The sequence below is a fragment of the Motilibacter rhizosphaerae genome, assembly GCF_004216915.1.
Classification (GTDB): Bacteria; Actinomycetota; Actinomycetes; order Motilibacterales; family Motilibacteraceae; genus Motilibacter; species Motilibacter rhizosphaerae.
In genome coordinates this window covers 109,136-122,783 of the sequence record NZ_SGXD01000006.1, presented here as the reverse complement: position 1 = coordinate 122,783, position 13,648 = coordinate 109,136, and the positions used below count along the sequence as shown (strand labels likewise).

Sequence of the window (13,648 nt, the reverse complement as noted above, 5' to 3'; positions counted from 1 at the left end):
GGCTGGCCCCGCCAGTGGGGCCCCCCCCCCCCCTTTTTCTACTTCGTTCCCCCCCCCACCCGGTCCGTCCGCCGCACCCACCCCCACCGCTTGGGGGGGGCCCCCCCCCCCCCCCCCCCCCCGAACGGGTCGGGCCGTCAGAGCTGCGGGTCCAGCCCCAGCGCGGGGAAGACCGCCTCGCGGGTCGCCATGACCGCGCGGTCCACCGGCGCGTCCGGGTCATACCCCTCCGCCCACGGCCGGTACGTCGCCGGGCACCCGTCGGTCATCCGCGCCGGCGGGGTGCGGCCGAAGCGGTGCTGCACGTGCTCGCGCCACCCGGGCGGCGTGGGCGTCGCGGGGTCGAGGGGGCGGTGCAGCGCGATCGCGAGCAGGTGCGTCCAGGCGCGCGGCACGACGTCGACCACCTCGTACCCGCCGCCGCCGAGCGCGAGCCAGCGGCCGCCGGCGTGGGCGTGGGCCAGGTCGTGGAGCAGCTCGTACGACCGGCGCTGGGCGTCGAGCGAGAGCGCCAGGTGGGCCAGCGGGTCGGAGACGTGGCTGTCCGCCCCGTGCTGGCTGACGAGCACCTGCGGCGCGAACTCCGCGAGCACCGGCGGCACCACCGCGTCGAAGGCCCGCAGCCAGTCGGCGTCGCCCGTGCCCGCGGGCAGTGCGACGTTGACCGCCGTCCCCTCCGCCGCCCCTGCCCCCGAGCTCGCGGGGAAGCCCGTGCCGGGGAACAGCGTCGTCCCGCTCTCGTGCAGGCTCACCGTGAGCACGCGCGGGTCGTCGTAGAACGCCGCCTCGACCCCGTCGCCGTGGTGGACGTCGACGTCGACGTACGCGACCCGCTCCGCGCCGAGCTCGAGCAGCCGGGAGATCGCGACGGCCGCGTCGTTGTAGACGCAGAAGCCGGCGGCCTCGCTGCTGAGGGCGTGGTGCATGCCCCCGGCGATGTTGACGGCGTGCCCGGCCGCACCGGCCCAGAGCCGCTCCGCCGCCAGCACGCTCGCGCCGACGTAGTGCGCGCTGACCTCGTCCATCCGCGCGAAGGCCGGGGTGTCGTCCGTCCCGATGCCGTGGGTCCCGTCCGCCGCCGCCGGCCACTGCCCCGCCCGGTGCACGCAGTCGAGGTAGTCCGCGCTGTGCGCGAGCGCGAGCAGCCGCGCGTCCGCCGGCTCGGCCCGCAGCGGGACCACGCCGTCGAGGACCCCGAGCTCGGCGGCGAGCCGCATCGTGAGGTCGAGGCGCACGGGGCTCATGGGGTGCCCGGGGCCGAAGTCGTAGCCGAGGAACGCCTCGTCCCACATCACGTCCACGCCGGGGCGCCCGTCGTGCGCCCCGACGGGCGCGGAGCCTCCAGCCGTGGAGGCGGTCGCCGTCACCGGGACACCGTACGCCCTGGTGGGGGCTGCTCCGAGCGCGCGTCCGCTGCGACCCCCTGGCGGAGCAGCCCGGCGCCGACGCCCGCCTCCAGCGCCGACCGGTCGGGACCCCGCGGGGTCCCGACCGGAGTCGGCGCTACCAGTCGCGCCGCGACACGAGCGACAGGGAGCGGTCGCCCAGCGACACGTCGCCGTGCTCGTCGAGGTGCGGGTCGCCGTAGTCGCCCGGGTTCATGTAGGTGTGGAACACCGGGGTCGTCGCGCGAAGGCGTCCCTTGTGCCAGAGCTGGACCTGGCACGGGATGCTGTCGTCCCCGAAGCCGCAGGTGGCTCCGACCGCGTCCCCGTGGTCGTCGAGGTCGTCCACGGAGCCCTCGAACCGGTGCTCCAGCGCGGTGGGGACGCCGGCAGCGCTCCACAGCGTCGGGCTGTGGAAGTCCTGGCCGACCGCGTCCCAGCTCGACCCGCCCACCTCGCCCGAGGAGTTGATGACGGACGCGTCGGAGTACCCCGTCCCCGGCAGGGGCCGGAGCAGGCGGATCCCGCCGCCGGGGGTCCAGACGCCGGCGTCGTCGGTGCCCTGGCGCGCCGGGTCGAGGCCCGGGGAGAGCAGCTGGCCCGCGTCGTTGACGTCGACCGCACGGCTCGCAGCACCGGCGGTGGCCGCCGACACCGTCCGCGTGGTCCGCCCGTCCCACACCAGCGTGCCCCAGCGCGCAGCGGACGCCTGGACCCGCAGCAGCGCCCGCCCGCCCGCCGTGACGCGGAACGCGACCCACCCGGTCCCGGCCGGGTCGCTCGCGCCCACCGGCACGGGGACCACGACGGGGGCGCCGGCGCCGGCGTGCCAGACGACCGGCGTCGCGCGGCCCGCGGCGTCGAGCAGCGCACCCGCGACATCGCCGGCCCCGTCCACCGCGTACGCCGCGGAGCCGACGGCACCGCCGCTGAGCGGCAGCGCGCTCGTCACGCCCTTCTTCGACACGGCCAGCGCGCGCGTCGTGCTCTCCTCGAGGGCGTTGCCGACCACGGTGCGGGCGTCCGTGATGCCGACCTGCCCGAACACCAGCGCTCCCGCGGGCAGGGCGACCTGCACGGGCGTCGGCAGCACCTCCACCGCCGCGCTCGCGGGCGAGGCGGCCAGCGCGACCCCCACGACCGCTCCGACCGCGAGGACCCCGCTGCGACGCGCGACTGACGACCCCATCCGTGCCTCCCCCTGCCCGCACTCGGCGGGCGCGTCGCCGGTCCCCGTCGGACCGGCCTGGTGCGGGAGAACCTAGGGCAGCCCTCTGACAGCGGGCGCGCAGCGACGCCGTGCGTCACGAGGAGTGCACGAGGAGTTCACTCGGTCCGCAGCGCCACGACCGGGTCCAGCCGCGCCGCCCGGCGCGCGGGCGCCACGCCGAACACCAGCCCGACGGCCACGGACACGGCGAACGCCAGCACGGGCGACCACCACGAGATCACTGCGGGCAGCGGCGTGAGCCAGTCGGCGAGCAGCGCGCCGCTCACCCCGGTGCCGATGCCGAGCAGCCCGCCGACCACCGTGAGCAGCACGGCCTCGGCGAGGAACTGGGCGAGCACGTCGCGCTCCCGGGCGCCCAGCGCGCGGCGCAGGCCGATCTCGCGCGTCCGCTCGCGGACGCTGACGAGCATGATGTTGGAGACGCCGACCCCGCCGACGACGAGCGAGATGCCGGCGATGGCCGACAGCACCAGGGTGAGCAGCCCCAGGATCGTGCCGACCGTGCCGAGGATCTGCGACTGCGTGACGGCGGAGAACTCCTCGCCGGTGTACTTCTGCTCGAGCGCCGCCACGAGCTGCGGCTGGAGCCGGTCGACGTCGGACGCGCGCGGCGCCTTCACCGCGAGCGCGTCGATCCGCTGGACGCCGAAGAGCCGCTGCGCCGCGGTGACGGGGACGTGCACCTCGTTGTCGCGCGACACCCCGAACGCCGAGCCCTGCCGGGCCAGGACGCCGATGACGCGGAAGCGCACCCCGCCGATCGTGACGAAGCGCCCGACGGGGTCACGGCCGGGGAAGAGCTGGTCGGCGATGGCGTCGCCGAGCACGGCGACGCGGCGGCGGGTCTGCACGTCCGCGGCCGTGAGGTAGGTCCCCAGTCGCAGCGGCTCGGCGAACACGAACGGCACGTTCTCGTTGGTGCCGCTCACCGTCGCGAAGGCGTCGAGCGAGCCCGCGCGCACGTCCTCGCCGGAGGTGACGGTCACGGCGACCGCGCGGCGGTCCCCCACGACCCGGGCCAGCAGGTCCACGTCGTCGAGCTTGAGCCGGCTGACCGTGGGCACCGCCCCGAACTGGAAGCGGCCCGGCACGACGAGCAGGAGGTTGGACCCGAGCCCCTCGACCTGCGTCTCGACGGTCTGCCGCGCGCCGCTGCCGATGGCGACGAGCAGCACGACCGCGGCGACGCCGACGACCACGCCGACCATGGTCAGCGCCGAGCGGAGCCTGTTGGCGCGCAGGGCGTCGACGGCGACGCGGAGCGCCTCGACCCACGTCATGCGCCGGCGAGCGCGGTGTCGCGCTCGATCCTCCCGTCGCGCACGGCGATCTGCCTCCGCGCACGGGCCGCGACCTCGACGTCGTGCGTGACGAGCACGATGCCGACGCCCTCCTCGGCGTTGAGCCGCTCGAGGATCGCCATGACCTCGGCGCCGGTCCGCGTGTCGAGGTTGCCGGTCGGCTCGTCGGCGAGGAGGACCTGCGGCTGGGCGACCAGGGCCCGGGCGATCGCCACCCGCTGCTGCTCGCCGCCGGAGAGCTGCGTGGGGCGGTGGCCGGTACGCGCCCCCAGGCCGACGCGCTCCAGCGCGGACGCCGCGAGCTCCCGGCGCTCGGCGCGGCGCAGCCCGCGGTAGACCAGCGGCAGCCCCACGTTGTCGAGCGCGGTCACGCGCGGCAGCAGCGCGAAGCTCTGGAAGACGAAGCCGATGGTCCGGTTGCGCAGCGCCGCGAGTTCGGGCTCGGCGAGCGTCGCGACGTCCTCGCCGCCCACCCGCAGGACTCCGCCGCTGGGGCGGTCGAGGCAGCCCAGCAGGTGCATGAGGGTCGACTTGCCGGAGCCGGAGGGGCCGACGACCGCGGCGTACTCCCCCGGGTCGATGCGCAGCGAGACGCCCTTGAGCGCCTCGACCGTGACGCCGTCGAGCGCGTACGTCCTGGTGACGTCGAGCGCCTCGATGGCCGGGGTGGTCACGAGACGCGGTCGCCGTCGTGCAGCCGGTCGGTACCGCTGGCCACGACGCGCTCGCCCTGCTGCAGGCCGGCCACCACCTGCACGAGGTCCTCGCCCTGCGCCCCGAGCGACACGAGCCGCTGCCGGGCGCGCCCGTCCTGCACGACCCACACCGCGTCGCGGTCCCCGACGCGGAACACCGCCGCGGCTGGCACCGAGAGCGCGTCCTTGGCCGTCCGCACGCGGAGGTCCGCGACCGCGCTCATGCCCGGTCGGGGGCGCGGGGCGGGCCGGCCGTCGGCGAGGTCGCCCGCGGAGAGCGAGAGGCGCACGCGGTAGGAGACGCTGCCGCCCGAGCTGCCCGCCGGGCTGGCCTCCACGCTCGTGACGACCCCCTGGTAGACCGCGCCCGGGACGGCGTCGAGCGAGATGCCCGCGTGCACGCCGCGCTGGACGAGCAGGATGTCGGTCTCGTCGACGTCCGCGGACAGGCTGACCGCGGAGTCGTCGGTGATGGTGAGCAGCCCGGAGCCCGAGGTGACCGGCAGCCCCTCGCTCAGCGGAGGGCCGCCGCTGCCGCTGCCTCCGGCGCCCGCGACGGCCTGCCCGGCGCTCGACCCCAGCAGCGAGGACGCCTGGTCCGCGAGCCCGGCGGGCAGCGACCCGAGGGCCGCGTCGAGGCCGGAGGACGCGCTCGCGCTCGGCGCCTGCAGCGTGACGCGCCCGCCGGCGGGGGCGCGCACGACGAGGGAGTCGACGGCCTGCTGCGCGAGCTGCACCGCCGCCCGGGTCTGCAGCCGCTGGGCCGACACGAGGGCGGAGACCGCGCTGGTGAGGCTGCCGGTGCCCGCCTGCACCTGGCGCACGGCCTCGTCGGCCGCGCTCTGCGCCGCGGAGTACTGCGCCTCGGCAGTGGTGATCGCGGTGAGCGCCTGCGACTTCGCGGCTGCGTCGGGGATCTGCTCGGCCGCCGCGCGCGCCTGCGCGAACCCCTTCGCCGCGGCGGCGGCAGCCGCCGCCGAGCGGGCGGCGACGGCCCCGGTGCCCGTGCCGCTGGACGCGGCGGGCGTCGCGCGCGAGAGCTGCGCGTCCGCACGCTTCGCCTCGGCGAGCTGCTGCTCGGCCTGCGGCGAGTCGATGCGGAGCAGCTCCTGCCCGGCGATGACCGTCGCCCCGTCGGCCACGAGCAGGTCCGCCACGGTGCCGGAGGCCGGGGAGCTCACGGTCACGGTGGAGCGGGGGACGACCGTGGCGGGCGCCTCGACGACCTCGCGCACGGTGCTGCGGCCGGCGACGACGGTCTTGACCGAGGGGGCCGAGCTGCCCGTCGCGGCGGACACGCCCCACACCCCGCCGCCGACGGCGACGGCGGCGGCCACGAGCAGTGCGGCGGCGCGCACGACGCGGCGGCGGGTCATGCCCCGAGCGTATGCACGCGGGGCAGCACCGGCACGGCCGCGCGGCGTGACGCTGGTCGCAGCGCGGTCAGGCGTAGCGGGACCCCATCTCCTGGCCCCGGTCGCGGGCGGCCTCGAGCGCGGCGAAGAAGGCGGTGCGCAGCCCCGCCGCCTCCAGCTCGCGGAGCGCGGCGATCGTCGTGCCGCCGGGCGAGGTCACCTGCTCGCGCAGCTCGGTCGCCGTCCTGCCGGAGTCGCGCAGCAGCGCCGCCGCGCCGTACGCCGTCTGCGCGACGAGCTCGCGCGCCAGCACCCGGGGCAGGCCGAGCGCCACCGCCGCCTCGGTCATCGCCTCCGCCACGAGGAAGTGGTACGCCGGGCCGCTGCCCGACACCGCGGTGGCGGCGTCCACCTGCGCCTCGGGCAGCCGCGCGACCCGGCCGAGCGGGGCGAGGAGCTCCTCGACGAGCTCGAGGTGCGCGGGCGTGGCCGCAGAGCCGGCGCAGAGCAGGCTCATGCCCTCGCCGACCGCGGAGGCGGTGTTGGGCATGACCCGCGCGACGGGCGTGCCCGGTGCGAGGCGCGCCTCGAAGAACGCCGTCGGCAGGCCCGCGGCGATGGACACCGCGAGGCTCGTCGCTGGCAGGGCGCCCTCGACCTCCGCGAGCAGGGCCGCCATGTCCCCCGGCTTCACGCCGAGGACGACGACGTCGGCGGTGGCCGCCTCGCGGTTCCCCGCGGTCCGTACGCCGTGGCGGGCGACGAGCTCCGCGGCGCGCTCGGGCCGCCGCGCCGTGACGGTGATCCGCTCCGGTGCCCAGCCTCCGGCCAGCAGGCCGGCGACGACCGCCTCGCCCATCGCTCCGGTGCCCAGCACGGCCAGGGTCGTCTGCTCGCTCACGGCCGAAGGCTAGCGGCGGGCTCGTCATCGGGCAGCGTGTCGAGCCGGCGCAGGATGATCCCCTCGCGCAGGGCCCAGGGCGAGATCTCGAGCTCGGCGACGTCGAACAGGTCCATGGCCGCGTGCGCCACCAGGGCGCCGGCCGCCAGCTGCCGCGCCCGGTCGGCGCTGACGCCGGGCAGCTGGCAGCGCTTGCGGGCCGTCATGCCGGGCAGCTTCGCCGCCCACTCCGCGAGGTCGTCGCGGCGCAGCACCCGGCGCACGTACGGCCCGTCGTCGTACGGCGCTGCCCCAGCGATCCGCGCCAGCGAGCGGAACGTCTTCGAGGACCCGACGACGCGGTCGGGAGTGCCGAGGAGCAGGACGTCGCGCAGGCGGGCGCCCAGCTCGGCGCGCACGTGCTTGCGCAGCGCGCGTACGGCGTCGGGGTCGGGCGGGTCGCCGGGCAGCCAGTCGCGCGTGAGCCGTCCGGCGCCGAGCGGCACGCTGAAGGCCACCGCCGGGTCCTCGTCGTCGCCCGCGGCGACCTCGAGGCTCCCGCCGCCGATGTCGAGGACGAGCAACCGCCCGGCCGACCAGCCGGACCACCGGCGCACGGCGAGGAACGTGAGCCGCGCCTCGTCCCCGCCGGAGAGCACCTGCAGGTCGACCCCGGTCCGCTCGCGGACCGACGCGAGCACCTCCTCGCCGTTGGGCGCCTCGCGGATCGCCGACGTCGCGAACGCCATCGTCCGCACGACGCCCTGGTCCTCCGCCACCGAGCACGCCTCGGCCACGAAGGCCGTCAGCCGCTCCGCGCCGTCCCGGCTGATCGACCCGTCGGCCTCGAGGTGCTCGGCGAGGCGCAGCGCCATCCGGTGGGAGTACGCCGGCAGCGGCCGCGCACCCGGGTGCGCGTCCACCACCAGCAGGTGCACGGTGTTGGACCCGACGTCGAGCACTCCCAGCCGCATGGCCCGAAGGGTACGGGCCACCCGCGCCGCCTCCCGGCCGCAGGCCGCTTAGGGTGTCCGCGTGCCCGAAGTCGCGCTCGACTTCCCCCGTGCCTGGGTGGAGTTCCCGGACCCCGCAGACCCCGACGTGGTCTTCCGCTGCGACCTGACGTGGCTCACGTCGCGCTGGACCTGCATCTTCGGCAGCGGCTGCGCCGGCATCTACCGCGAGCGCCCGGCCGACGGCTGCTGCACGCTCGGCGCGCACTTCGCCGACAAGGGCGACGAGAAGCGGGTGGCCACGTGGGTCGGGCGGCTGACGCCCGCGACCTGGCAGCTCCATGGCAAGGGCAAGAAGCACTGGATCGAGCTCGACGAGGACGGGTCGCGCAAGACCCGCGTCGTGGACGGCGCCTGCGTCTTCCTCAACCGGCGGGGCTTCGCCGGGGGCTACGGCTGCGCCCTGCACACGCAGGCGCTCGCCGAGGGGCGCGAGCCGCTCGAGGCCAAGCCGGACGTCTGCTGGCAGCTGCCGATCCGGCGGACCTACGAGCGCGTGACGCGCCCCGACGACACCGAGGTGCTCGTCACGACGATCACCGAGTACGACCGGCGCGGCTGGGGGCCCGGCGGCCACGACTTCGACTGGTACTGCACGGGCAACACCGACGCGCACGTGGGCCGCGAGCCGGTCTACGTGAGCTACGCCGCGGAGCTGCGCGAGCTGATGGGGCAGCCGGCGTACGACGCGCTGGTCGGCCACTGCGAGGCGCGCCTCGCCGGGCTCCTGCAGCTCGCCCCGCACCCGGCCGACTAGGGGAAGCCCGTCAGGCCCCGCCGGCCGTGACGATCGCGTCCGTGACGAACCCGGCGAGCAGCCCGACCAGCAGGCCGTACGCGACGAGGTCCGACCGCTTCGCCTTGGCCGCGACGCCGAGCAGCTGCACGACGACGTAGATGATCGAGCCCGCGGCGAGGGTGAGGAACGCGACCGCGAGCGGCTCGCTGGTGAACGAGTGCCCGACCCAGGTGCCGACGAAGGTGGGGCCGCCGCCGATCGCGGCGAGGGTGAGCAGGAAGCCCCAGCTCGGACGGCGCGCCTCGCCGCTGGCGTCCACGTCGGCGGCCAGCGGGGCGACGATGCCGAAGCCCTCGGTCGCGTTGTGCAGGGCGAACCCGACGACCAGCAGCGTCGCGAGGGCGATCTCCCCGCTGGCGGCGGACTGGCCGATCGCCAGGCCCTCGGCGAAGTTGTGCAGCCCGATGCCGACGGCGATGAGCAGGGCGAGCTGGCGCGCCGTCGACCAGGAGGCGAGGCCGCGGGCGGACCGGCCACGGGCGACCGCCTCGGCCGCGCTCATCGCGCCCGGGCCGAAGCGCTGCGGGGAGGTCAGCCGGGCCATCCACCGCTCGTAGCCGACGAGGCCGAGCAGCCCGACCGCGAGGCCAGCGGAGGCGAGCAGGCCGTAGCCGATGGCCGTCCCCAGCCCGCCCTTGCCCTCGTGGACGTCGCCCAGCGCGGCGTCGATGGGCTCCCACGCGGCCGACAGCACGTCCCAGACGAGGAAGAGCAGGATGCCGACGGCCACCGCGTTGAGGCCCACGCGCAAGGTCGGCGCCGGACGGCGCATCCGCCCGACCGGCAGCCCGAGCACGATCGTCACGCCGGCGACGAGGCCGAGCAGCAGCGTGCGGGCGAGCGACATGCGTCCTCCGGGGAGCAGGGGTGAGGCAAGGCTGCCCTCAGTGTCGCACGACAGGGCGCCGTCGTACGACGGTCCCGCAGGACTCAGCCGCGAGTGCCCGCGGCCGGTCGGCGGACCAGCGGGAGCAGCAGCAGGAGCGCGACCGACTGCACGCCCGCGACGTACCAGGTCGCTGCGGCCGCGGACCGCTCGTAGAGGCTCCCGATGACGGCGGCCCCGGCGAGCCAGCCCAGCCCGTAGACCGCGCTGAACGTCCCGAACCCCGCTCCACGCCGTTGGCTCGGCACCAGCCCGGTCACCGCCGCGCGCAGGGTCGAGTCGTGGACGCCCGTCGCCGCGCCCCAGACCACCGCGCCCGCGACCAGGGCCAGCCGCTGGTCGGAGAAGGCCAGCAGCGGCACCGCGACCGCGAGCGGGGGCAGCACGAGCAGGCCGCGCAGGCCGACCCGGTCGTAGACGCGGCCGAAGGCCACGGCGGCGGCACCGGCGGCGGCCATCGCCACGGCGTACAGCACGGGCACGACGGCCGTCGGCACGAGGTGGCGGTGCGTCAGGTGGACCGTGAGCACGCCCCAGGTGGAGAACCCGAGCATGGTCGTGGCGGAGAACGCCGCGTAGTGCCAGAAGCGGCGCGGCAGCCCGCGGCCGAGGCGCAGCCGCTTCCTCTCCGCCACCTCGGCCTCCGGCTCCCACAGCGAGGGGTCGGGGGCGGCGCGCCGCAGCCGGGCCAGCACGAGCAGGGCGAGCGCGCCGGGCACGGCCAGCACGGCGAAGGCCAGGTGGTCGCTGCCACCCAGGGCCAGCACGGCGGCGAGCAGCAAGGGGCCGGCCATGGCCCCCACCTGGTCGAGCGCCTCGTGCAGCCCGAACGCCCAGCCCCGCCCCAGCGAGGCCGAGGCGTGGGCGAGCATGCTGTCCCGCGCGGGCGTGCGGACCGCCTTCCCGACCCGCTCCCCGTTGTAGAGCAGCGCCGCCGGCAGCAGGCTCGAGGTGAGCGCGAGGAGCGGGACGCAGACGGCGGTCAGCGCGTACCCGACGGCGGTCTGCGGCCACGGCCGGCGCGTGCGGTCGGCGAGGCGCCCGGTGACCAGCCGCAGCACGAGGGCGGCCGCCTCCCCCGCGCCGGTGACCAGGCCGACGACGCCGGCGCTCGCCCCCAGCGAGACGAGGTACGGGCCGATGAGGCTCCGCGCCCCCTCGTAGACCACGTCCGCGCACGCCGACACCATCCCGAACCCGACGACGAACTGCAGCGGCGTCACGCCGCGGTCCGCTCGCCCAGCCACCAGCCCACGCTCCTCAGCCCAGGGGCTGGTCCGCGGCGCCGGCCCGCCCCTAGTGTCGGCCGCGTGGTTCCTCGCGCGGGAGCAGGGGATGACGGGGACGTGGCCGCGCACGACGGTCAGGCCCTGGACCCCGCCCGGGACCCGGAGAGCACTGCCCTGGGCGGTCCCCGCGTGCCCGAGGAGTACCGCGCGGTGGGCCTGCTCTACGTCTGCGGCGGGGTGCTCGCCCTGGTCTGGCTCGCCCTGCCCGACCGGACCGCCCACGGCCGGCCCGTGGTCGCGGCGATGGCCTGCGTGGCGGTCGTCGGCGGCGTCGTCCTCGTCGCGCTCTCCGACCTCCGGCGACGGGCCGCTCCGCTGCACGCCGTCATCGCGCTGATCCAGCTGGTCATCGCTGTCGCGTACGTCGCCGCGCGCGACCCGTCGAACGACCTCCGGTGGTTCTGGGTGTGGGCGACGCCGTTCACGGCGTTCTTCTTCTCCCGCCGCCACGCCGCGGAGCACGCCGCCTGGGTGGGCGCCGTGCTCGCGGCCTCGCTGGCCGCGGTCCACCCCCCGCTGGGCACGGCGGTGTCGCTCTGGGCCATGACGATGGGGACCGTGGCCGCCGCGACCACCCTGGTCGCCTGGGCCGCGGGGCGCATGCGGACGAGCGAGCTGCGGCTGCAGGACCTGGCCACCCGCGACCCGCTCACCGGGCTGGCCAACCGCCGGGTCTACGCCACGCACACCGCCGCCGCGCTGCGCGAGCGGGACCGGCACGGGGGCACCGTCGCCGTCGCGCTCATCGACCTCGACGACTTCAAGCTGGTCAACGACACGTACGGCCACGACACGGGGGACGAGCTGCTCGCGCTCACGGCCGCCCGGCTGAGCACCGCCACGGCGGACACGGGGGCGACGGTCGTCCGGCTGGGCGGTGACGAGTTCGCGGTCGTCGTCCGGACGTCCGGGCAGGTCGACCCCTCCGACCTCGTGACCCGGATCAGCGGCATCTGGGAGCAGCCGTTCGGCACCGGCGACGGCGAGCTGTGGAGCTCGGGCTCGATCGGTCTCGCGCTGGCCGACGAGCGGGGCGCCGACCCCACGACGCTGCTGCGCGAGGCCGACGCGGCGATGTACCAGGCCAAGGCGCCGGGCGGGCACGGCCACGCGGTCTACGACGAGCAGATGCGCCATGCCGCCCACAGCCGCCTGCGCCTGGACTCGGCGCTGCGCGACGGGGTCGCCCGCCGGCAGTTCCACCTGCACTACCAGCCCGTGCTCGACCTCCGCACGGGCACGTGGCACGGCGCGGAGGCGCTCCTGCGGTGGCGGCACCCGCAGCTCGGCCCGGTCCCGCCCGGCACCTTCATCCCGCTGGCGGAGGAGACCCGGCTGATCGTCCCGCTCGGGGCGCGCGTCCTCGACGAGGCCGCGCGCCAGCTCGCCGAGTGGCAGGCCGAGGGGACGGTCCCGCCGCCGTTCGTGCTCGCCGTCAACGTCTCCTCGCGCCAGCTGCGGGCGGGCTTCGTCGACAGCGTCGCCGCGGCGCTCGACCAGCACGGGGTCCCCGGGAGCTCGCTCGCGCTCGAGCTCACCGAGAGCGTCCTGCTCGCGGACTCACCCGGGATCGGGCACACCCTCGCCGACCTGCGGGCGCTGGGCGTCCAGCTGCACCTCGACGACTTCGGCACCGGCTACTCGTCGCTGTCCTACCTCGAGCGGCTGCCGATGGACGTCCTGAAGATCGACCGCTCGTTCGTCGCCGACCTCACGACCAGTACCGAGAAGCGCGCCCTCGTGACGGCCATCACCGCCATGGCCGACGCCCTCGGCATCCCCGTCACGGCGGAGGGCGTCGAGACGCCCGAGCAGCTGGCCCTGCTGCGCGAGCTCGGCTGCCGCTACGGCCAGGGCTACCTGTTCGCGCGCCCGGACGACCCGCGCACGACCGGCGGGCTGCTGCGCGCCACTCCGGCGTACGCGGACGGCGCCGTCCCCGAGGCCCGCTAGGACCAGACGAGCACCGCCTGCCCGGGCTGCGCTGGGTCGACGAGCACGGCGACCTCGCTCGCCGGCCGCAGGGCCGCGAGCTGGTCCACCGGCACCGGCGCGGTGACCGTGGTCGGCACGGGCGGCTGCCCGGGCAGCAGGACGAGCAGCGAGACCTGCAGCACCGGCTGGCCGTTGACGCTGCTGCCGGTGGCAGCCGTCCGCACGACGGTGGCCGCTGTCCGCACGGCACCGGGTCCCAGCGAGCGCTGGGGGTCCTGCGCCTCGAGCAGCGCGGTCATCTCCCGGATGCGCGTGGAGCCCGCCCGCAGCTGCGCCGCGGGGTCGTGGTCCGGGCCGGTCAGCGCCCTGCTCGCGCGGACCGCCGCGCGGGCGTCGCGCAGCACCCCCATCAGGACGCGCTCGCGTACAGGTTGCCGTACTGCACGGCGAGCCCCATGTCGCCGCGCATCCGCGCCACCCAGCCGGTCGCGGCCGCGGTCCACGCGTCGGCTCCGAAGCCCTGCTGCTCTGCGACGGCGTCCGCGGGCTGGCCGGTCGTCATCGACAGCTTCGAGATGCGGGCGTACGTCGCGAGGTCGATCCCGGCGATCGGCGCCAGCCGCGCGTCACCGCTCGCCAGGCCGGAGCTCGTGGGCGCGGCGGCGGACGCCTGGTAGTGCTGCGCGGCGTCGCGCAGGGCCGCGGCGTCCTGGAGCATGCCGGGCACGGCGGCGGTGGTCTCGCGGAGGGCCTTCAGCTGCTTGAACATCGTGTGCTCGCCTGTCCTTCGTGTGTCGGAGCGGCGCGTCGTCCGCCTCGGTCACACTCTGGCCGGCGCGGGCGGTGCCCTCCTGAGCAGGCGTTGCTCACCTCGCTGGC

The 13,648-nt window shown here is 76.5% G+C and carries 12 protein-coding genes and 1 pseudogene; 2 read left to right on the top strand and 11 right to left on the bottom strand.

Features of this window, described 5'->3' with window-relative positions:
• Positions 1 to 137: 137 nt before the first annotated feature.
• The 7 genes and pseudogenes from EV189_RS18845 to EV189_RS18815 all read right to left on the bottom strand — a co-directional run bounded on the left by EV189_RS18845 (position 138) and on the right by EV189_RS18815 (position 7,821).
• Positions 138 to 1,292 carry an acetoin utilization protein AcuC gene (locus EV189_RS18845; protein WP_130494566.1) on the bottom strand — a complete coding sequence of 385 codons (1,155 nt, stop codon included), beginning with the start codon at positions 1,290 to 1,292 and terminating at the stop codon, positions 138 to 140.
• A gap of 211 nt (positions 1,293 to 1,503) precedes the next feature.
• Positions 1,504 to 2,574 (bottom strand): hypothetical protein, encoded by a 1,071-nt coding sequence (locus EV189_RS18840; RefSeq protein WP_130494550.1) that lies wholly within the window; start codon positions 2,572 to 2,574, stop codon positions 1,504 to 1,506.
• A 137-nt stretch (positions 2,575 to 2,711) separates the two neighbouring features.
• Entirely contained in the window at positions 2,712 to 3,896 is a 1,185-nt protein-coding gene (locus EV189_RS18835; RefSeq protein WP_130494549.1) for an ABC transporter permease, read from the bottom strand.
• Positions 3,778 to 4,591 (bottom strand): annotated as a pseudogene (locus tag EV189_RS18830) (ABC transporter ATP-binding protein); the annotation flags it as partial. The gene EV189_RS18835 and the pseudogene EV189_RS18830, both read right to left, overlap by 119 nt.
• A complete protein-coding gene (locus tag EV189_RS18825) occupies positions 4,588 to 5,988 on the bottom strand; it encodes an efflux RND transporter periplasmic adaptor subunit (RefSeq protein WP_130494547.1) in 1,401 nt (466 codons plus the stop codon). The pseudogene EV189_RS18830 and the gene EV189_RS18825, both read right to left, overlap by 4 nt.
• A 67-nt stretch (positions 5,989 to 6,055) precedes the next feature.
• The gene (gene proC / locus EV189_RS18820; protein ID WP_231116571.1) at positions 6,056 to 6,868 is read right to left on the bottom strand and encodes a pyrroline-5-carboxylate reductase; all 813 of its coding nucleotides are present in this window, start codon (positions 6,866 to 6,868) and stop codon (positions 6,056 to 6,058) included.
• Positions 6,865 to 7,821: a Ppx/GppA phosphatase family protein gene (locus EV189_RS18815; RefSeq protein WP_130494546.1), complete on the bottom strand. Its 957-nt coding sequence runs from the start codon at positions 7,819 to 7,821 to the stop codon at positions 6,865 to 6,867. Before EV189_RS18815 ends, proC begins: the two co-directional genes overlap by 4 nt.
• 61 nt (positions 7,822 to 7,882) lie before the next feature.
• Here EV189_RS18815 and EV189_RS18810 point away from each other — a divergent pair, with 61 nt between their 5' ends.
• A complete protein-coding gene (locus EV189_RS18810) occupies positions 7,883 to 8,617 on the top strand; it encodes a hypothetical protein (protein WP_130494545.1) in 735 nt (244 codons plus the stop codon).
• A gap of 10 nt (positions 8,618 to 8,627) precedes the next feature.
• Here EV189_RS18810 and EV189_RS18805 read toward each other — a convergent pair whose 3' ends face one another.
• Together EV189_RS18805 and EV189_RS18800 are read right to left on the bottom strand one after the other, a co-directional pair.
• On the bottom strand, positions 8,628 to 9,506 hold the full coding sequence (locus EV189_RS18805) for a ZIP family metal transporter (protein ID WP_130494544.1): 879 nt from the start codon (positions 9,504 to 9,506) through the stop codon (positions 8,628 to 8,630).
• Positions 9,507 to 9,589: 83 nt separating this feature from the next.
• On the bottom strand, positions 9,590 to 10,735 hold the full coding sequence (locus EV189_RS18800; protein WP_130494564.1) for an MFS transporter: 1,146 nt from the start codon (positions 10,733 to 10,735) through the stop codon (positions 9,590 to 9,592).
• Between the two features lie 156 nt (positions 10,736 to 10,891).
• Here EV189_RS18800 and EV189_RS18795 point away from each other — a divergent pair, with 156 nt between their 5' ends.
• A complete protein-coding gene (locus EV189_RS18795) occupies positions 10,892 to 12,787 on the top strand; it encodes a putative bifunctional diguanylate cyclase/phosphodiesterase (RefSeq protein WP_130494543.1) in 1,896 nt (631 codons plus the stop codon).
• Here the strand turns inward: EV189_RS18795 and EV189_RS18790 are convergent.
• Positions 12,784 to 13,179 (bottom strand): hypothetical protein, encoded by a 396-nt coding sequence (locus tag EV189_RS18790; RefSeq protein ID WP_130494542.1) that lies wholly within the window; start codon positions 13,177 to 13,179, stop codon positions 12,784 to 12,786. The genes EV189_RS18795 and EV189_RS18790 overlap by 4 nt on opposite strands.
• On the bottom strand, positions 13,179 to 13,538 hold the full coding sequence (locus EV189_RS18785; RefSeq protein WP_130494541.1) for a hypothetical protein: 360 nt from the start codon (positions 13,536 to 13,538) through the stop codon (positions 13,179 to 13,181). The genes EV189_RS18790 and EV189_RS18785 overlap by 1 nt, the downstream gene beginning before the upstream one ends.
• Between the last annotated feature and the right edge of the window lie 110 nt (positions 13,539 to 13,648).